Annotated in this window: 17 protein-coding genes, 3 tRNA genes and 1 pseudogene; 13 read left to right on the top strand and 8 right to left on the bottom strand. The window is 69.9% G+C overall.

Annotated features, from left to right (window positions below):
- Positions 1-163 precede the first annotated feature (163 nt).
- Entirely contained in the window at positions 164-1,678 is a 1,515-nt protein-coding gene (locus IEY17_RS09240) for a M28 family metallopeptidase (protein WP_188986905.1), read from the top strand.
- Between the two features lie 60 nt (positions 1,679-1,738).
- Positions 1,739-2,899, top strand: a complete 1,161-nt coding sequence (locus tag IEY17_RS09235; protein WP_188986904.1) for an endonuclease/exonuclease/phosphatase family protein — start codon at positions 1,739-1,741, stop codon at positions 2,897-2,899.
- A 68-nt stretch (positions 2,900-2,967) separates the two neighbouring features.
- On the opposite strand, the gene IEY17_RS09230 is transcribed toward IEY17_RS09235, so the two are convergent.
- Positions 2,968-3,255 (bottom strand): hypothetical protein, encoded by a 288-nt coding sequence (locus IEY17_RS09230; protein ID WP_229679974.1) that lies wholly within the window; start codon positions 3,253-3,255, stop codon positions 2,968-2,970.
- Positions 3,256-3,419: 164 nt separating this feature from the next.
- Here IEY17_RS09230 and IEY17_RS09225 point away from each other — a divergent pair, with 164 nt between their 5' ends.
- Both IEY17_RS09225 and IEY17_RS09220 read left to right on the top strand, forming a co-directional pair.
- On the top strand, positions 3,420-3,833 hold the full coding sequence (locus tag IEY17_RS09225) for a hypothetical protein (RefSeq protein WP_229680004.1): 414 nt from the start codon (positions 3,420-3,422) through the stop codon (positions 3,831-3,833).
- A gap of 130 nt (positions 3,834-3,963) precedes the next feature.
- Positions 3,964-4,347: a hypothetical protein gene (locus IEY17_RS09220; RefSeq protein WP_229679973.1), complete on the top strand. Its 384-nt coding sequence runs from the start codon at positions 3,964-3,966 to the stop codon at positions 4,345-4,347.
- Between the two features lie 334 nt (positions 4,348-4,681).
- Here the strand turns inward: IEY17_RS09220 and IEY17_RS09210 are convergent.
- Both IEY17_RS09210 and IEY17_RS09205 read right to left on the bottom strand, forming a co-directional pair.
- A tRNA-Ser gene (locus IEY17_RS09210) sits at positions 4,682-4,766 on the bottom strand.
- 49 nt (positions 4,767-4,815) lie between these two features.
- Complete coding sequence (locus IEY17_RS09205; protein ID WP_188987099.1) at positions 4,816-5,280, bottom strand: MarR family winged helix-turn-helix transcriptional regulator; 465 nt, start codon at positions 5,278-5,280, stop codon at positions 4,816-4,818.
- A 100-nt stretch (positions 5,281-5,380) separates the two neighbouring features.
- On the opposite strand from IEY17_RS09205, the gene IEY17_RS09200 reads away from it, so the two are divergent.
- From IEY17_RS09200 to IEY17_RS09180, 5 genes are all read left to right on the top strand, one after another.
- Positions 5,381-5,854 carry a MarR family winged helix-turn-helix transcriptional regulator gene (locus IEY17_RS09200; protein WP_229679972.1) on the top strand — a complete coding sequence of 158 codons (474 nt, stop codon included), beginning with the start codon at positions 5,381-5,383 and terminating at the stop codon, positions 5,852-5,854.
- Positions 5,838-6,821 carry an ABC transporter ATP-binding protein gene (locus tag IEY17_RS09195; protein WP_188986903.1) on the top strand — a complete coding sequence of 328 codons (984 nt, stop codon included), beginning with the start codon at positions 5,838-5,840 and terminating at the stop codon, positions 6,819-6,821. Before IEY17_RS09200 ends, IEY17_RS09195 begins: the two co-directional genes overlap by 17 nt.
- Entirely contained in the window at positions 6,818-7,588 is a 771-nt protein-coding gene (locus IEY17_RS09190) for an ABC transporter permease (protein ID WP_188986902.1), read from the top strand. Before IEY17_RS09195 ends, IEY17_RS09190 begins: the two co-directional genes overlap by 4 nt.
- Positions 7,589-8,020: 432 nt before the next feature.
- Entirely contained in the window at positions 8,021-8,806 is a 786-nt protein-coding gene (locus tag IEY17_RS09185; RefSeq protein WP_188986901.1) for a L,D-transpeptidase, read from the top strand.
- Between the two features lie 49 nt (positions 8,807-8,855).
- The gene (locus IEY17_RS09180; protein WP_188986900.1) at positions 8,856-9,371 is read left to right on the top strand and encodes a hypothetical protein; all 516 of its coding nucleotides are present in this window, start codon (positions 8,856-8,858) and stop codon (positions 9,369-9,371) included.
- 226 nt (positions 9,372-9,597) lie between these two features.
- Here IEY17_RS09180 and hisC read toward each other — a convergent pair whose 3' ends face one another.
- On the bottom strand, positions 9,598-10,659 hold the full coding sequence (gene hisC, locus IEY17_RS09175) for a histidinol-phosphate transaminase (RefSeq protein ID WP_188986899.1): 1,062 nt from the start codon (positions 10,657-10,659) through the stop codon (positions 9,598-9,600).
- A 203-nt stretch (positions 10,660-10,862) separates the two neighbouring features.
- On the opposite strand from hisC, the gene IEY17_RS09170 reads away from it, so the two are divergent.
- The 4 genes from IEY17_RS09170 to IEY17_RS09155 all read left to right on the top strand — a co-directional run bounded on the left by IEY17_RS09170 (position 10,863) and on the right by IEY17_RS09155 (position 13,911).
- Positions 10,863-11,561, top strand: coding sequence for a dienelactone hydrolase family protein (locus tag IEY17_RS09170; protein ID WP_188986898.1), 699 nt, complete (start codon positions 10,863-10,865; stop codon positions 11,559-11,561).
- 49 nt (positions 11,562-11,610) lie between these two features.
- Positions 11,611-13,605, top strand: a complete 1,995-nt coding sequence (locus IEY17_RS09165) for an acetoacetate--CoA ligase (protein WP_188986897.1) — start codon at positions 11,611-11,613, stop codon at positions 13,603-13,605.
- A 102-nt stretch (positions 13,606-13,707) separates the two neighbouring features.
- Positions 13,708-13,797 (top strand) — tRNA-Ser (locus tag IEY17_RS09160).
- A gap of 41 nt (positions 13,798-13,838) precedes the next feature.
- Positions 13,839-13,911 (top strand) — tRNA-Arg (locus tag IEY17_RS09155).
- Between the two features lie 103 nt (positions 13,912-14,014).
- Here IEY17_RS09155 and IEY17_RS09150 read toward each other — a convergent pair.
- The 4 genes and pseudogenes from IEY17_RS09150 to IEY17_RS09135 form a co-directional block, all read right to left on the bottom strand.
- The gene (locus tag IEY17_RS09150; protein ID WP_188986896.1) at positions 14,015-15,226 is read right to left on the bottom strand and encodes a tyrosine-type recombinase/integrase; all 1,212 of its coding nucleotides are present in this window, start codon (positions 15,224-15,226) and stop codon (positions 14,015-14,017) included.
- Complete coding sequence (locus IEY17_RS09145) at positions 15,226-15,408, bottom strand: helix-turn-helix domain-containing protein (protein ID WP_188986895.1); 183 nt, start codon at positions 15,406-15,408, stop codon at positions 15,226-15,228. Before IEY17_RS09145 ends, IEY17_RS09150 begins: the two co-directional genes overlap by 1 nt.
- 2 nt (positions 15,409-15,410) lie before the next feature.
- Positions 15,411-16,871 (bottom strand): replication initiator, encoded by a 1,461-nt coding sequence (locus tag IEY17_RS09140; RefSeq protein ID WP_188986894.1) that lies wholly within the window; start codon positions 16,869-16,871, stop codon positions 15,411-15,413.
- Between the two features lie 122 nt (positions 16,872-16,993).
- A pseudogene (locus IEY17_RS09135) lies at positions 16,994-17,523 on the bottom strand (hypothetical protein); the annotation flags it as partial.

Raw genomic sequence — 17,523 nt, 5'->3', positions numbered from 1 at the left:
CGCGACGGTAGTAGTACCGCATGTGCGGGACGCACCCAGCAGCCAGACAATGCGGGAAAAACGGGAAAGATTCCTGGTTTCACGCTTACCTGTGCGCTCTTGACTTCGCAGAGTGATCTTTCGAGGCTAACCAGCACAGAATCCACCCGAAGCGGGGAGCATGATGAGTTCGCGAACCATCACATCCAGGCGTTCGGCCACGGCTCTCGCCGCCACCTGCGCGGCCGCGCTGTTCACGGTCGCCCCGGCCACCGCGGCTCCGGCCGACCTCGGCTCGACGATCACCGCCAACGCGGTGAACCGCCACCTCATCGCCTTCCAGCGGATCGCCGACGCCAACGGCGGCAACCGCGCGTCCGGGCACCCGGGCTACGAGGCCAGCGTGGACTACGTTGCGGGCAAGCTGCGCCGCGCCGGATTCGACGTCACCACCCCGGAATTCACCTACCAGGCATACTTCCTCGACTCCTTCAGCCTGGCGGTGGCCGGCCAGCCGGTCGAAGGCGACGTCATGGAGTACTCCCCGGCCACGCCGCAGGGCGGGCTCACCGCGCCGCTGGTCGTCGCGCCGGTGGACGACACCCCGGGCTGCGAGGCCACCGACTACGACGGCACCGACGTGACCGGCAAGGTGGTGCTGATCCAGCGCGGTTCCTGCACGTTCGCGCAGAAACAGCAGGTCGCGGCCGAGCGGGGAGCCACCGCCGCGATCATCTACAACAACGTCGACGGTTCGCTCAACGGCACCCTCGGCGACCCGGAGGCGGCACGCATCCCGACCGCCGGGGTCACCAAGCAGGTGGGTGAGGCGCTGGCCGGGCAGGCCGGGGCCGAGGTGAAACTGGACATCCAGGCCCGCCTGGAGACCGTGACCACCCGCAACGTCATCGCCCAGACGAGGACCGGTCGCACCGACAACGTCGTGATGGCCGGCGCACACCTGGACAGCGTCCCCGAGGGCCCGGGCATCAACGACAACGGCACCGGCAGCGCCGGTCTGTTGGAGACCGCGCTGCGGATGGGCGGCAGCCCGAAGGTGAACAACGCGGTGCGGTTCGCGTTCTGGGGCGCGGAGGAGTCCGGCCTGGTCGGCTCCACCAAGTACGTGCAGGGCCTCACCTTCGAGCAGCAGCTCGACATCGCCCTGTACCTGAACTTCGACATGATCGGCTCCCCGAACGCCGGCTACTTCACCTACGACGGCGACAACTCCGACGGTGTCGGCGCCGGTCCGGGCCCGCAGGGCTCCGGCCAGATCGAGCAGGACTTCATCGCCGCGATGGCCGCGCAGGGCATCGAGGTGGAGGGCGACGACTTCGACGGCCGCTCCGACTACGGCGAGTTCATCGCCGTCGGCATCCCGTCCGGTGGGCTGCACACCGGTGTCGAGGACCTCAAGACCGAGGAGCAGGCCGCCAAGTGGGGCGGCACCGCGGGCGTGGCGTTCGACCCGAACTACCACACCACGCAGGACAACCTGGCCAATGTGGACCGGGTCGCCCTGGAGCGCAACGTGAAGGCGCTCGCGACGGTCATCGAGGGCTACGCGCAGAGCACCGAGGCGGTGAACGGGATGCAGAGCCGCGCGGAGCGCGCGAAGCTGCGTTCCGCACAGATCGGGCTGATGGCGCAGCGCCTCGCCGCGGCCGAGCACATCGGCCACCTCGACCGCGCCTGATCCGCGGGTGGTCGTCCCGGCCCGCACCGGGACGGCCACCTCCCCCGGGGAGGAGACATCGTGAAACGTGCCGTCCTGGCCGTCGCGGCAGTGATCGCCGCTCTGGTGGTGCCGGCGGCGGACGCCGCCGAGCCGGTCCGCTTCGCGACGTTCAACGCGTCGCTGAACCGGGCCGCCGAGGGGGAGCTGCTCGCCGATCTGTCCACACCGGACGACCCGCAGGCCAGGCAGGTCGCCGAGGTGGTGCAGCGGGTGCGGCCGGACGTCCTCGTGCTCAACGAGTTCGACTATGACCGGACCGGCGGGGCCGTCGGCGCCTTCCTGGCGAACTACCTGGCGATCGGGCAGAACGGCGCCGCCCCGATCGACTACCCGTACGCCTACACGGCTCCGGTGAACACCGGGGTGCCGTCCGGGATGGACCTGGACAACGACGGCACCGTCGGCGGCGCCAACGACGCCTACGGCTTCGGGCAGTTCCCCGGCCAGTACGGCATGCTCGTGCTGTCGAAGTACCCGATCGGTCAGGCCCGCACGTTCCAGCTGTTCCGCTGGGTCGATCTGCCCGGTGCGCGGCTGCCCGACGACCCGGCGACCCCGCAACCGGCGGACTGGTACTCGCCGCAGGAGCTGGAGTCGCTGCGGTTGTCGTCGAAGTCCCACTGGGACCTGCCGATTGACGTCGACGGCCGCATCGTGCACCTTTTGGTCTCACACCCGACCCCGCCGGCCTTCGACGGGCCGGAGGACCGCAACGGCCTACGCAACCAGGACGAGATCCGCTTCTGGGCGGACTACGTGACGCCGGGCCGCGGCGGTTACCTCTACGACGACGCGGGCGTGCGCGGAGGGCTGGAGCCGGGCGCGCGGTTCGTCATCGCCGGCGACCAGAACTCCGACCCGGTGGACGGCGACAGCACCGGGGCCAACCAGATCCTGCACGCGCCGCGGGTGATCGACCCGCGCCCCGGCAGCGCGGGAGCGGTCGAGGCCGGCACAACCCAGGGCGGCGCGAACGCGGACCAGCGCGGCAACCCGTTCCTGGACACCGGGGACTTCGGCGACGAGGCCCCGGGCAACCTGCGGGTCGACTACGTCCTGCCCGCCGCGCCGCTGATCCCGCTGCGCGCCGGGGTGTTCTGGCCAACCTCACAGGACCCGCTGGCCCGTCTGAACACCACTTCCGACCACCACCTGGTCTGGACAGACCTACTGGTCTGACCGGCGACCACCCAGGCCCTGCGTCCCAATCTTCCGAAGGTGGCGAGCGGGTTTGCGGAACGACGCCGCTACTTGAGCTTCGGGTTCTCCTGCTCGTCCAGTCGCAACCCCACGCCCAGCGCGAAGAACGTGGGCGCCCACTCGCCAACGAAGATGCCCCACCGGTCGGCCCGGGAGACGCCCTCGGCCCGCAGCGACGTCAGCCAGCTCAGCACCGAAAGCCCGATCGAGGCGATTCCGGCGGCGAACATGTGGTTCGAGGTGATTCCCCACTTCCGCACCATGTGCAACATGGCCAGCCCCCTGGTCGTCGAGTCGGTGTCCCCCGGCGGCGAGCGGCCGGGGAGAAGGGTCACGTCGTGTCTTCCCGCCAGCGGAGATCGCGAAACGGCGAGCGTTCGCGGCGGCTGCCGAAGTCCCGCAGAATCGCCGTGTGAACACCGACGGCCTGCCCAGGCGAACAGCGACCAACAACGAGCGCGCGGACTGCCCGGCACCGCAGCACCGCCGCCCGGAGGGCGTGGACGACCTGACGGTCGAGGCGGTGGGCAAGCTGGCGGAGGCGCTCGAGACGGTGGAGAGAGCCCGAGGGCACCTCTACGAGTTCCACCAACTGATCGGCTCGGGAGACGCAGCCCTGTGCGAGGCGGTCGGGCAGCTCCGCCGAGCGGGCCACGCCGACCTGGCGGACCGGATCGACCGGGACCTGGTGGGTCGGAACGTCCTCCCCGGCCGTTGGACGTTCCAGATCGTGGAAGAGTTCGACGACGGTTACTGGACCTGCTTCCGGAACCTGGAACGAGAAACCCGCGAAGCCCTCCTGGCGGGAAGGCGCCACGTCTACGAAGCGGAGATGAAGGAACGCGAGCGAACCGTCGACCGGCACGGCGAACCCTTCCCAGGCCACGAAGCCACCCCGGACCCCGACGCATAGCTACCGCCGCTGACTGCGTTCCTTGGCCGCTTGCCGCGTGGCCGGGCTGCTCACGATGGAGCCGGGAACGGAGGAGTGATCACATAGGGTCACCGACAGGCGTTTCCGCAGGCTGGATACGCTGCTCTCCGTGACTCACGCGCATCACGCCGACGACTACGCGGACCTTCCCGAACAGGTACGAGTCCGTCGTCGCAAGCTTGACCGGCTCCGCGCAGCCGGGGTCGACCCCTTCATGGAGCGCTCACCGCGCACGGTGTCCATCGGCGAGGTTCGCGAGAAACACGGTCACCTCGGCCCGGACGAGTACACCGGCGAGCGGGTTGGTGTGGCCGGTCGCGTCCTGCTCTACCGCACCGGCGGCAAGCTCTGCTTTGCCACGATCCGTGACGTGTCCGTTCCTCGCCGCTGGTCGAGCGAACCAGTCGGCGGGAGTCCTCGACATGCGCCCGCACCGAGACGGACGGGCCGTGCTGGTCGCGGTTGTGCGCGTTGCCTGCGCTGGTCTCCTTGAGGACCTTGCTGATGTAGTCGCGGAGCTCCGACTTGGTGATCGTGTAGGGGTCGACGGGCTCATCCAGCGAAGCCGCCCACGAGCCGAGTTGGTACACCACACCGAGATAGATGCGGATCGTGTTGGGTGACTTGTGGTCAGCTTCGAGGGAGCGGCGGTACTCCCGTGCCAGCGTCCCCCACTCGCCGGGGGCGTACTTGTACTGGCCTTTCATGATCTCAATCCTGGTGTCGAAAGGTCACCAGGCGAGCGTTCTGCGAGCGTTGTGCTCGCTCAGCTCAGTACCAACAAGATCGCCCCTGACCGGCGTTCGCGCAGGTCAGGGGCGGTGTAGCGGAAGCGGCGGGATTCGAACCCGCGGTCCCTCTCGGGACGCTCGCTTTCAAGGCGAGTGCATTCGGCCGCTCTGCCACGCTTCCACGCCGCAGCGTAGCCAACGCGGGAGCGTCCGCCGACAGCCGGTCGGGGTCAGTCGATACCACGGAGGTGGTCGGTCAGACGTTCGAAGACCCTCGCCAGGACCTTCTGCTCCTCCGGCGCCAAAAGGTCGATCATGTGCGCTCGGACGCCCGCCACGTGCGTGGGGGCCGCTTCCCGGAGCTTGGTCATCCCCGTGTCCGTGAGGACCGCGAGGACTCCGCGGCCGTCGCTGGGGCAATCGTCGCGGCGCACCAGGCCCGCCGACTCCATCCGGCGGATCTGGTGCGAGATGCGGCTTTTGGAGTGCGCGATGTCCTTGGCCAGCTCGCTCATCCGCATCTGGCGGTTGGGTCGCTCGGACAGGCGGACCAGGATCTCGTAGTCCGCGAGCGACAGGCCGTGGGCTTGCTGCAGTTCGCGGTTGAGCCGGTACTCCAGCAGCGCGCTGCCGACGATGTAGGCGCGCCAGGAGGCCATTTCGCAGTCGTCCAGCCAATGGGTCCGCTGCCCCATCACCTCGGTCACTCGATCAGGTTACCGGCACTGGGTGCCTCTTCGCCGCGAGCGAAAAACGATTTGCCACCTAACCATTCTTTCCGGCTACGATCTCGGTGTGGCCGGGTTCCTGGAGCGCGATCCGCGGCGGATGCCGCTGACCGGACTGGTCGCACTGGTCGGACGGCGCCTGACGCAGCACTGGGAACGGGCCGTGGCACGCAGCACCGACCTCAGCCGCACCGCGCTGATCGCCCTCACCGCGGTCGACGAGCAGGACGGTCGGACGCACCGCGAGGTCGCGCAGCACTGCTGGGTGCGCCCGGCGACGCTCACCCCGGTCATCGACGCCCTGGAGGCCGACGGGCTGCTCACCCGGCAGCGCGACACCGCTGACCGGCGCGTCGTGCGGCTGCGCATCACTCCGGCGGGGCGCGCGGCGCTGCACTCCGCGTGGCAGGGGGTGGGGGCGGAGTTCCACCGGATCGAGCCGGAGATCAACCCGGCCGAAGCGGACGTGATCAGGAAGTACCTGCTTGCCGTCCTGAGTGGACTGGACGAGGAAGAAGGCGGATGTGACCCCAGCGGTTGAAGTGATCGACCTGGTCAAGAGGTACCCCAAGAGTTCCACCAACGCCGTGGACGGCCTGAGCTTCCAGGTCGCCGCCGGCGAGATCTTCGGCCTGCTCGGCCCCAACGGCGCAGGCAAGACCACCACCGTCGGCATCCTGACCACCCGGGTGCTGCCGACCAGCGGAACCGCCCGCGTCGCGGGCGTCGACGTGGCCGCCGATCCGGTCGGCGCACGCAGCAAGGTCGCCGTGGTGCCGCAGCGGGTCAACCTCGACCGGTCGTTGAACGCGCGGCAGAACCTCCTCTGGCACGCCGCCTACCACGGCGTCCCGCGCGCCGAGCGGCGTCGGCGGGCCGACGAGCTGCTGGAGCGCATGGGCCTGGGGGAGAAGGCGAAGGCCCGCGTCGACGAACTCTCCGGCGGGCAGGCGCAGCGGCTGATGATCGCCCGCGCCCTGATCCACCGCCCGGAGGTGCTGTTCCTGGACGAGCCGTCCACCGGACTGGACCCGCAGGCGCGGCTGTTCGTCCACGACCGCATCAACGAACTGCGCGCCGAGGGCGTCACCATCGTGCTCACCACGCACGACATGGACGAGGCCGAGAAGCTCTCGGACCGGGTCGGCGTCGTCGACCACGGCAAGCTGCTGACCCTGGACACTCCCGAGGCGCTGATCCGGGCGTTACCGGGCAGCGGCACGGTGGACGCCACGCTGCGGCCCGACGGCTACGACGCCGCGAAGATCTCCGACCTGCTCGCCGAGGTGCGCGGCGTGCAGCGGGTCGAGCAGATCGCGGCGAACACGACCCCGGACGGCGCCGCCGAGCTGCGGCTGCGGCTCTACGTGGGCGGCGAGCCCGCGGGTCTGCTCGGGCCGGTCGCGCAGGCCCTGCACGAGCGGCAGGTGGCGGTCACCGACCTGTCGCTGGGCACCGCCACGCTCGAAGACGTCTTCATCGACCTGACCGGGAGGGAACTGCGATGAGTCCGGTTCGCGCGTTCACGGCCGTGCTCGGCCGCGACGTCTTCGTGACCGGCCGGGAACTGCCGAGCTTCCTGGCGCAGGTGCTGGTGCAGCCGGTCGCCCTGCTGTTCATCTTCGGCAAGGTCCTCAGCGAACTCGGCTACGCCCAACCCGGCTACGCGCAGATCCTGCTGCCCGGGATGATCGCGCTCAACGCGTTCCTCGTGTCGCTGCAGAACACGTCGTTCCCGTTGGTGCTCGACTTCTCCTACTCCCGCGAGATCGAGGACCGGCTGCTCGCGCCGCTGCCGATCAGCTGGGTGGCGGTGGAGAAGATGCTGTTCGGCGCGCTGCGCGGGCTGCTGGCCGCGGTGCTGATGGTGCCGATCGGCATGGTGATGCTCGGCGAGATCGACTGGCACCTCGGCGGGTTGGCGTTCGCCCTGCTGTGCATGCTGCTGGGGTCGCTGGCCGGTGCGGCGGTGGGGCTGACGGTGGGGGCGGCGGTGCCCCCGCGGCGCATCAACATCATGTTCGCGGTGATCCTCGCGCCGCTGATGTTCACCGGCGCCACCCAGTTCCCGTGGGCCCAGCTGGAGCACCTGCGCTGGTTCCAGGTCCTGTGCGCGATCAACCCGCTGACCTACGTCAGCGAGGGCATGCGCGGAGCGCTCCTGCCGGACGTCCCGCACATGCCGCCGTGGATCTGTGTGCTGGCGCTGCTGGCGTCGTGCGTGGTCTTCGGCGCACTCGGCATCCGGTTCTTCCTCCGCCGGGCGCTGGACTGACCAGCCCGTTCACCGCAGCGCCGACTCCGGCTCCGCGAGCACCCGGTGGAAGCGGGTTTTCGCGTTCCGCCGGGCACCGACGTCACCGTCGCCATCCGGAGGTGACGCGGTCCGAGCCGGGCCGTCCGAGGCGTCCCCTCGACTCGGTCGGCCCGGCTTTTTGTCGCTCAACAGAGGTAAAAACCCCACACCATCGAGTGACCGACTTTGTGTAACACTCCACAGTCGACAGGTTTTCTGACTCGTTTGTCCTGATCAGACCCGCTGCACCGGTCTGTCCCGCAGCGCTGGCGGTGGCCGGGTGGGCCTGGGGCCCGCGTTAGCTTCCGTTCGGCACTTGATCTCCCAGGTCAGGTCGTCCGCAACAGGTGCTTCGCGGCCTTCGCCGGACGCTGCCCAAACCAGGTATGCCACTCGGGCCAGGAGCCGATCATGAATCGTCGTACGAGTCGTGCCAGACGCGCCGCCGCGGTGGCCGCGATCGGGGCGCTGTGCCTGGCGCTCGCCGGTTGCGCGACGCCCCCGCCACCCGCACCGGCGCATGCGATGGCCCGCGCCGACCTCGGCATGCAGTCGTCCGCCACCACCTTCGCGGACTTCCCCGCCGCGCCGCGGGACCCGGCACCCGATGCCGGGACCGACGGCATCGTCCTGCACGTCACGCGGGACATCGCCGTGCACGACGCGCCCGACGGCGCGGTGTTCGCGCGCCTGCCCGCCACCCAGCTGGACAACCCCACCTGGGTGCCGGTCATCGCCGAACGCGGCCCATGGGCGCAGGTGCTCCTGCCGTCCCGCCCCAACGGCTCCACCGGCTGGATCCGCACCGACGGCGCCGTCGAACGCGCCCGCACCCCCTACGCCATCGACGTCGACATCGACGCGCGCCGGCTCGTGGTGCGCAACAACGGCGCGGTCGTCGGCGAATGGGTCGTCGGCGTCGGCTCACCCGACTCGCCGACCCCCCGCGGACGCACCTACATCATGGCGGCGATCCAGGAGACCGTGACCACGTTCAGCCCGATCATCCTGCCGCTGGGCGCGCACTCGGACACCTTCAGCACCTACGGCGGAGGCCCGGGCACGGTCGCCCTGCACGGTTGGCCCGACCCCGCGGTCTTCGGCAAGGCCAGCAGCGACGGATGCGTCCGGGTGCCCGACGACGCACTGCGTCTGCTGGCCACCCTGCCGCTGGGCACCCTCGTCCACCTGCGGTGAACACCGCTGGCGGAACCCCCGAAGAACACACGAGAAGGATGTGCGATTGATGCGGAAATCAGTGGGCCTCGCGGGCGTTGTCGCCGCGAGTGCCGGAGTGCTCGCCGGTGCCGCACCGGCGTTCGCCGACAGTGCCGACAACGACGGCATCAACATCGGCAACGACAACAACCTCAGCGTGCTGCCGGTCCAGTTGTGCGGCAACAACGTCGCGGTGCTCGGGGCGGTCGTCTCCCTGCTCTCGCCGCAGCTGAACCACTGCGGCAACGCGCCGATCGTCGACCACCCGAGCACCCCGAAGCCGCCGACGCACGACCCGAAGCCGCCGACGCCTCCGACCTGCGAGGAGTGGGCGCCGATCCAGTGGCCGGGCAGCCAGTGGTCGGACAAGTGGGGCCAGTGGCACGACAAGTGGGGCCAGTGGCCGGACCACTGCACGCAGCCCCCGGGCGTCGGGCAGCCCCCGATGCACGACCGGGACACCGGATCGTCGGTGACCGACCCGTCCGTGCCGACCGCTCCGACGCCGGTCGCGGTCCGCGGGCACCACGCGGTCACCGGCTGAGCGACCCGGGCAGGACCGGCCAGCGATCACTCGAAGGGGGACAGGTCGCGAGTGTCGCTGGCAGGCCCCGGCTGACGTCACTAGATTCCGGTGCTGCGTAGATCGCTACGCACTCCACGTGGTCGGTTCGGCTCGGACGACCACACCCCAACGGTGATGCCCGGCGGAGTAATCCCCCTCTCTTCGCCGGGCATCACCGCACCGGAATCGGCGATCCGTCGCACGATCACCGAGCCGATCGGCGGAACGACCGGGCCGCGGCGAGGAAGGCGTCGTTCTCCTCGGGCCGTCCGATGGTGACGCGCGCGCCGTCGCCGGCGAACGCGCGGACCACGACCCGGTTGTCCAGGCAGTGCTTGTTGAACTCCGCGGTGCGCTCGCCCAGCGGCAGCCACACGAAGTTCGCCTGCGTCTCGGGGACCTCGTAACCGAGGGCGACCAGCTCGCGGTGCACCCGCTCCCGCTCGGCCACCACGTTGGCGACCCGCTTGCGCAGCTCGTCCTGGGCGTCCAGCGATGCGATCGCGGCGACCTGGGCCAACGCGTTGACGCTGAACGGGATGCACACCTTCCGCAGCGCCGCAGCCACCTCCACCGGCGCGACGGTGTAGCCGACCCGCAGCCCGGCCAGCCCATAGGCTTTGGAGAACGTGCGCATCGACGCGACGTTGCCGCGGCGCTTGGCGATCTCCACACCGTCCGGTGCCTCCGGGTCGGTGACGAACTCGAAGTACGCCTCGTCCAGCACCACCAGCACGTCCTCGGGAACCCGGTCCAGGAACGCCTCCAGCTCCGCGCGCCGCAGCAGGGTGCCGGTCGGGTTGTTCGGCGTACACACGAACACCAGCCGGGTCGCCGGGGTGATCGCCGCCGCCATCGCCGCCAGGTCCAGCGCGTGCTCGCCGGTCAGCGGCACGCGGACCTGCTTGGCGCCCACGACCTGGGTGATGATCGGGTACGCCTCGAACGACCGCCACGGGAAGACGACCTCGTCGTCGGCGGTGCAGGTGGCCTGCACCAGCTGCTCGCACAGCGCCACCGAACCGCAGCCCACGGCGATCCGCTCCACGGGCACGTCGTACTTCGCCGCCAGCGCCTCGGTCAGCCGCCCGACGCCCATGTCCGGGTAGCGGTGCACCTCACCCGCGGCCTGGTTGATGGCCGCCACCGCGCTGGGCAGCGGGCCCTCGGAGACCTCGTTGCTGGCCAGCTTGATCGAACCGGGAACGGTGCGTCCCGCGACGTAGGCGGGCAGCTGATCGAGGTCGGCACGGGTGCGCACGCTCATTGGCATCTCCTAGTTCCGGTGGGTCACCGCAGTGGGACGGTAGCTCGCCCCAGGGGTGTCGAGCACCACCGCACCCTCGACGACCGTTGTCCGTCGGACAGGCGAATGTGGGGCCTCGTTTCGGTGATCATCGAGGGAAAACGCTCGTCCAACCGGCTGATCTCGTTGTCTCGTGTTCATCTCGGCGTGATTACCTGCACGGCATGACCCAGACCCGGACCGAGACGCTTGCGCTCACCGATGGAAACCAGCTCCGGCTCACCGTCGCCGAACCGGACGGGGTGGTCCGCGGTGGGCTGGTCGTGCTGCACGAGGCCCGTGGTGTCACCGCGCGGGTGCGTCGCCTGAGCAGCGCCCTCGCCGCGGAGGGGTGGCTCACCGTCGCGCCGCACCTCTACCACCGCGACGGCACCGACGAGTTCCCCGACCACCACCCGGAGCAACACGTGCACGCCCAGGTGCAGCGATTGTCCGGCGAATCAATCCTGACCGACACCGACACGTCCTTCGTGTGGCTGTCCGACCAGGGCGTGGCCGCCGACCGGCAGGGCGTCATCGGTTTCGACATCGGCGGGACAGCCGCACTGGTGGTGGCGGCCAGCCGCACCATCGGCGCGGCGGTCAGCATCGGCGGTCGCGGCATCCTCGACCCGCTGACCGAGACCCTGCCGCCGCTGGTGGAGATCGCCGGCGAACTGGCCTGCCCGTGGCTGGGCCTGTACGGCGACGGGGAGCTGGAGCCGGGCGAGGTCGCCAAGCTCCGCGAGGTCACCGACACCGCGCCGGTGGCCACCGACGTGGTGCGCTACCCGGGTGTCGGGCACCGCTTCGACCGCGATCCCGACGCCGCGGCGGAGGCGTGGCAGCGCGCCCGCAACTGGTTCGACCTGCACCTGCGCTGACCGCGGCGGAGTCTGGCTGAACGAGGTGTTCGTGGGCTAGGAAGAAGCTATGACGTCGAGCACACAGCCAGAACCGACCCCCGAGCTGCTCTGGCAACCGAGCCCGGAGCGCGCGGCGGCCAGCCGGATGGCGGCGTTCCGCGCCTGGCTGCGCGCCGAACGGGACCTGGACCTGCGGGACTACCGGGCGCTGTGGCAGTGGTCGGTGTCCGATCTGAGTGCCTTCTGGGGTGCGGTCGCGGACTTCTTCGACGTCCGCTTCCACGACCGCGCCGAGCAGGTGCTGGTCGCCGAGGTCATGCCGGGCACGGAGTGGTTCCCGGGCGCGACCCTGAACTACGCCGAGCACGCGCTGCGCGACGGCGAGGGCAAGGCGGACGGCGACCTCGCGGTGATCTTCGTGCGGGAGGACGGCCGCACCGAGGAGATCACCTACGGCGAGCTGCGTGCCCGGGTCGCCGCCGCCCGCGCCGCCCTGGTGGAACTGGGCGTGCGGACGGGCGACCGGGTGGCGGCGCTGGCCCCGAACAGCCCGGAGACGCTGGTGGCGTTCCTGGCCGCGGCGAGTCTCGGCGCGACCTGGTCGTCCTGCTCGCCGGACTTCGGCGCGCGGGCGGTGGCCGACCGCTTCGTGCAGATCGAGCCGAAGGTGCTCATCGCGGTCGACGGCTACTGCTACGGCGGCCGCACCTTCGACGTCCGGTCCACCGTCGAGCAGCTGCGCGCGGCGATGCCGGGCCTGGCGGCCACGGTGCTGATCGACTACCTCGGCCGAGGTGCCGAGCTCGCCGGCAGCGAGCGGTGGGACGAGCTGCTGGCGCGCCACCGCGGTGCCCCGCTGGAGTTCGACCCGGTGCCGTTCGACCACCCGCTGTGGGTGCTGTACTCGTCGGGCACCACGGGCCTGCCGAAGGGCATCGTGCACGGCCACGGCGGCATGGTCCTGGAGCACCTCAAGGCCATCGGGCTGCACTGCGACCTGGGGCCGGGCGACCGGTTCTTCTGGTTCACCACCACCGGCTGGATGATGTGGAACTTCCTGGTCGGCGGCCTGCTCGCGGGTGCCGCGCTGGTGCTGTACGACGGAAGCCCGGGCTACCCGTCGCTGTCCGTGTTGTGGGAGCTGGCGGCGCGCCACCGGGTCACCTATTTCGGCACCTCGGCGCCGTTCATCCAGAGCTGCCTCAAGCACGAACTGCGGCCGCGCGACGAGTTCGACCTCTCCGCGCTGCGGGCGGTCGGCTCCACGGCCGCGCCGCTGACCACCGACGGGTTCCGCTGGGTGGCCGACGCGGTGGGGGAGGACGTGCAGATCGCCAGTGTCTCCGGCGGCACCGACCTGTGCACGGCGTTCGTCGGCGCGGCCCCGGACGTGCCGGTGTGGCTGGGTGAGATCTCCTGCCCGATGCTCGGCGCGGCGGTGGCCTCCTACGACGAGCGCGGCAGGGAGCTGCACGGCGAGGTCGGGGAGCTGGTGCTGACCAGGCCGATGCCGACGATGCCGGTGTTCTTCTGGAACGACCCGGACGGCTCCCGGCTGCGCGACGCCTACTTCGACACCTTCCCCGGCGTGTGGCGACACGGCGACTGGGTGAAGATCACCGACCGCGGCACCCTGGTGATCTACGGCCGCAGCGACTCCACCCTCAACCGCGGCGGCATCCGGATGGGCACCGCGGAGTTCTACCGGGTGGTGGAGGGCTTCGACGAGATCGTCGACTCACTGGTGATCGACACCTCCGGTGCCGGTGAGACCGACGGTGAACTCCTGTGCTTCGTGGTGCTGGCCGAGGGCGCCGCGCTGGCGGACGTCGAGCCACGGCTCAGGGCGGCCCTGCGCACCGAGCTGTCGCCCCGCCACGTGCCGAACCGCTTCGTCACCGTCGACGAGGTGCCGCGCACCCTCAACGGCAAGAAGCTGGAGGTGCCGGTGAAGAAGATCCTCACGGGCACCCCGCCGGAGCGGGCGGTCAGCCGCGACGCCCTGCAGAACCCGGCGGCCCTGGAGCCGTTCGTGCAGCTCAGAGCCGAGATGGCGAGGTGATCGGCCGCCGTGGGGACCCTGCGGTGGCCCAATATCGACCCCCCTGTGCGGGGCGGTTGCGGGGTTGTGTAGTCTTTTCACCGGTGGCCGCGAAGGACGCCGGGAGGCTTCGCCTAGTCTGGTCTATGGCGCCGCACTGCTAATGCGGTTGGGGGTTATGCCCCCTCCCGGGTTCAAATCCCGGAGCCTCCGCAGCGGTTCCCGCCGCCAGGTGGGAGCCCAAAACTGAACATGCGCCCGTAGCTCAACGGATAGAGCATCTGACTACGGATCAGAAGGTTTGGGGTTCGAATCCCTACGGGCGCGCGTCTGGTCGAGACAGCAAGAAACCCCCTGACCAGGGGGTTTCTTGTTTTTCCGGGGCCTGAACGGGCGGGCGGCTGCCAGCCGCTCAAGCCCCGGTTGCCAACTAATTGCCAACTTTCCTCGGTCGCTCGCCGGGCTCCTGGAAGTCCTCCAGAAAGGCCAGCGCCTCAGCGCCCGCGCGGGACTCCTGCCCCCGGCCGAAGTAGTTGTCCTGCGTCATCGACACCTGCGAGTGCCCCAGCAGGTCGGCCACCTGGCGGGCGGTCAGCCCGGCCTCATCGAGCAGGGTCGCGAACGTCTTGCGGAGTGTGTGGAAGGTCACCCACTCGTACCCGGCCCGTGTGCGGAACGGCAGCCACACCCGGTTGGTCACGTTGGCGAAATTGAGGTAGCCGCCCCGCGTGTTGGTGAAGATCGGCTTGGACAGGTCGGTGACCCCCAGCCGGGCCATGCGCTCCAGGAGCATCTGCACGCACCAGTCCGGCAGAGCGATGTCCCGAGCCGAGGACTCCGACTTGCCGTCGTTGCGGACAACGCCCTTGCCGCGCGCCTGGATGATGTTGCCGCTCATCCGAAGCTTCTTCGCCTCGGGGTCGAAGTCCTCCCAGTGCGCGCCCAGCGCCTCCCCGCGCCGCTCTCCGGTCGCGATGAAGAACCGCACCAGGTCCGGCAGATCCCGCCGCCGGGCTTCCTCATCAGCATCGAGCTTGCCCAGCAAGTCCACCACCTGGTCCTTGGTGAGGGCTCGCGCCTTCTTCCGCTTGGTCTTGGCCTTCCGCTCCGTCAACGGGGCGATACCGCGGACCGGGTTCCTCTCGATCGCTTCGGCCTGCATCGCGAAGGTCATGATGTGGCTGATCACGGCCTTAACGTGCTTGGCGAGGCTCACGCTGTGCTCCTTCAGCTTCGCCTGGCACAGCCTGTCGACAACCGGGGTCGTCACCTCGAACACCCGCAGGCGACCCAGCGCGGGCTTGACGTGATTGCGGTAGGTGTCGCTGTAGGTGTCCACCGACCCGAGCGAGTAGATCCCGTTCTCCGCATCAGCCCGGAACTGCGCCAGCCACAACTGCGCCACCTCATCAACCAGCGACATGGCCGTCACCTGCGCACCGGCAGCCGCCGAGGGGGCGAGGTTCTTGATCGCATCCCGGACGGCCTGCTTGGCCAGTTCCTTGGTCCGGCCCCGGCGGCGCACGTCGGAGTAGGTGCCGTCCTCGCGGCGGTAGCGGACGCGGGCGGACCAGGAGGTGCCGACCTTCTTCACCGAGATCTCGCCCGTGCCGCCCAGCGGAAGCGGGAGTCGACCGGCCATCAGATCACCCCCTCTGCCTGGGACTCGAACCATCGTTCGACGTCATCGGGCTTGAACCGGAGGTACTTGCCGATCTTGCGGCCGGTCGGCCCGTAGCCGCGGGTGCGCCACTGGTAAAGGGTGTTCACGGGCACGCCGAGGTAGTTGGAGACGTCCTCGATGCCCCACAGGTTGCGGATCATGGTCAGTCTTTCCTCTCGGTCTGGTAGCGGTGTTTGCGGGCGGCGCGGGTGCGTTCGGCGATGGCAGCTGCCAGCTCGCGTTCCTCGTCGCTGCGGTGGCCGACGCTGGTCATGTCCCAGTGGTTGATCACGGTGACCGTGTCGGCGGAGCGGCCGAGGTCGGCGAGGTTCTGTTCAAACCGCCAGATCTGCCGGTCTTCGCGGAGCCGCTTGAAGGTGGTGGAATACCCACGGCTCTTGGACAGGAAGTGCCCGCGGAAGGCGAGCATGTGGCACCAGCGCCGCAGGTTGAGCCCGTCCAGCGGGCCGGGGATGTACCCGCCGTTGCCGCAGGTGGCGCAGTGGTCGATCCCGGCGCAGCCGCAGCCGTCGACCTGGTGGGGACCGTGGGGGTGGCAGTCCGGGCAGACGACCGGCGCGCCGAGGTCCCACGCGGTGCGCATGATCTCCCTGTGGTGTTCGGTGGTGGCCAGGCGCTCGATCTGGGCGCGGGAGCGGATCGGGCGGTCGGCGGATCCGGACTTGCCGGTGCCCTTGGTGGCGTACTTGGCCACGTACGAGGCGATCCGGTCATCACTGATCGTGCCGTCGGCCTCTTCGACCTGGTGGGCATCGGCAGCCCGGATCGGCCGGACGTCGACCTGGTCACCCCAGGTGAACCGCACGGGTGCCCCGTCGATCGTGAAGGTCTTCATCGTGACCTCGGTGACCGCGTGGGCGGCCCGCACAGCGTCGGCGAGCAACTCGGTCGTGCCCCATGCTGGGGTGGTGTCGACCGCACCGTCGGGGCCGTCGAGGCGGATCACGGCGTGGAAGTGGATGACGCCCCGCCGCTGGAACTCCGCCACCTTGGCGTAAGACAGCCGCGCGTGGGCGCCGAACTCGCGGACGGTGATCCCCGCGGCCCGGGCAATCTGACGCCGCAGCGCCTTGGTGAACAGGTTCCAGAGCTTGCCGGAGTGCGCCTGCCACAGCACGTGCCGCACGTAGTCGTAGGACTCGGGGTCGACCGGCTGGCCGATCAGCGGATCGTGCTCGTGGTGGTACCGGCCACAGCGGCAAGGCAGGAGCTTGCCGTGACGAGTCCGGCGGTTGTGCACCGGGCCGAAGCTCGGGGCGGTGAGGGTGACGAACAGCCGCGGTTTGTCCGCGACCTCGACCGGGATGCCCTTCGAGCCCCCCGAGAGGCCCGCCCGTAGGAGGTGGAAGGCGTCGGCGGCGTAGCGGTCGGAGCAGGCGGGGCAGACGCTCTCGCGGCGGTTGCCGCAGGGGGCGAAGATGTGCCCGCCGGTGCTTTTGAGGACTTCGCCGGAGGTCTTGTCCGCGATCTCCCACAGCCCGGTCAGCCGGACCGGGTGCAGGCAGCCGTAGATGTCTTCGACCTTCTTGCGCCAGTCGCGGTAGTCGGGGGATTGGATGCGCCGCTTCATGCGGTCCACATCAGGGACAGCGGGCAACACCATGCAGTGACCTCCATGGAGCAAGGCCCGGCGGACAGCAGCCGCCCGAGCCCCGTTGCCCTGTGCGGTACTGCCCGCCGAGCGTGGTGGAACGGATCGCGTATTCAGTTGTGTCGTAGCGGTTTTCAGGCGAAGGTGTGGCCATTGTGGAGCTGGAACTCGGCCACGATCTTTTCCGCCAGCTGTTCAGGTACCCGGGCGGCCTGGCGGACGTCGGCGGTGGTGAACTCCCGGCCCTCGCTGGCGACGCGGGTGTAGGCGTCCTTGACTGCCTGGAGCATGTCCGGCGGCAGTCGCAGCGCGGTTCCCGGAACCCGGGGCGGGGACACCGCCGGCGGTTCCTGCGCCGGTGCCGGAACCGCGGGTGCCGGGGCTTGGTCGACCGGTCGGGACTGGTCGACGTCGGCCCGGTCGTGCTCGTCGGCCTGGTCCTCGTCGCCGTCAGTGGTGTCGTCGGCCTGGTCGCCGTCGACGTGGGCGGTGTCGGCGGCCTGGTAGATCAGCAGGAGGACCTGTCGCTGCCGGGCTTGGATGACCGGGATGACCTCGGCGATGCCGTAGACGATCACCGGGATGATGGCGTGCACCGCCGCCGAACCCGGGTTGAACGTCTCCCACTGCCCGCGGATCAGCGGCATAACTTGCGGGATGACGT

It is taken from the genome of Saccharopolyspora thermophila (genome assembly GCF_014646075.1).
Classification (GTDB): Bacteria; Actinomycetota; Actinomycetes; order Mycobacteriales; family Pseudonocardiaceae; genus Saccharopolyspora; species Saccharopolyspora thermophila.
Note: the sequence above shows the minus strand (reverse complement) of the source record. Positions and strands in the feature narration are given on the sequence as shown.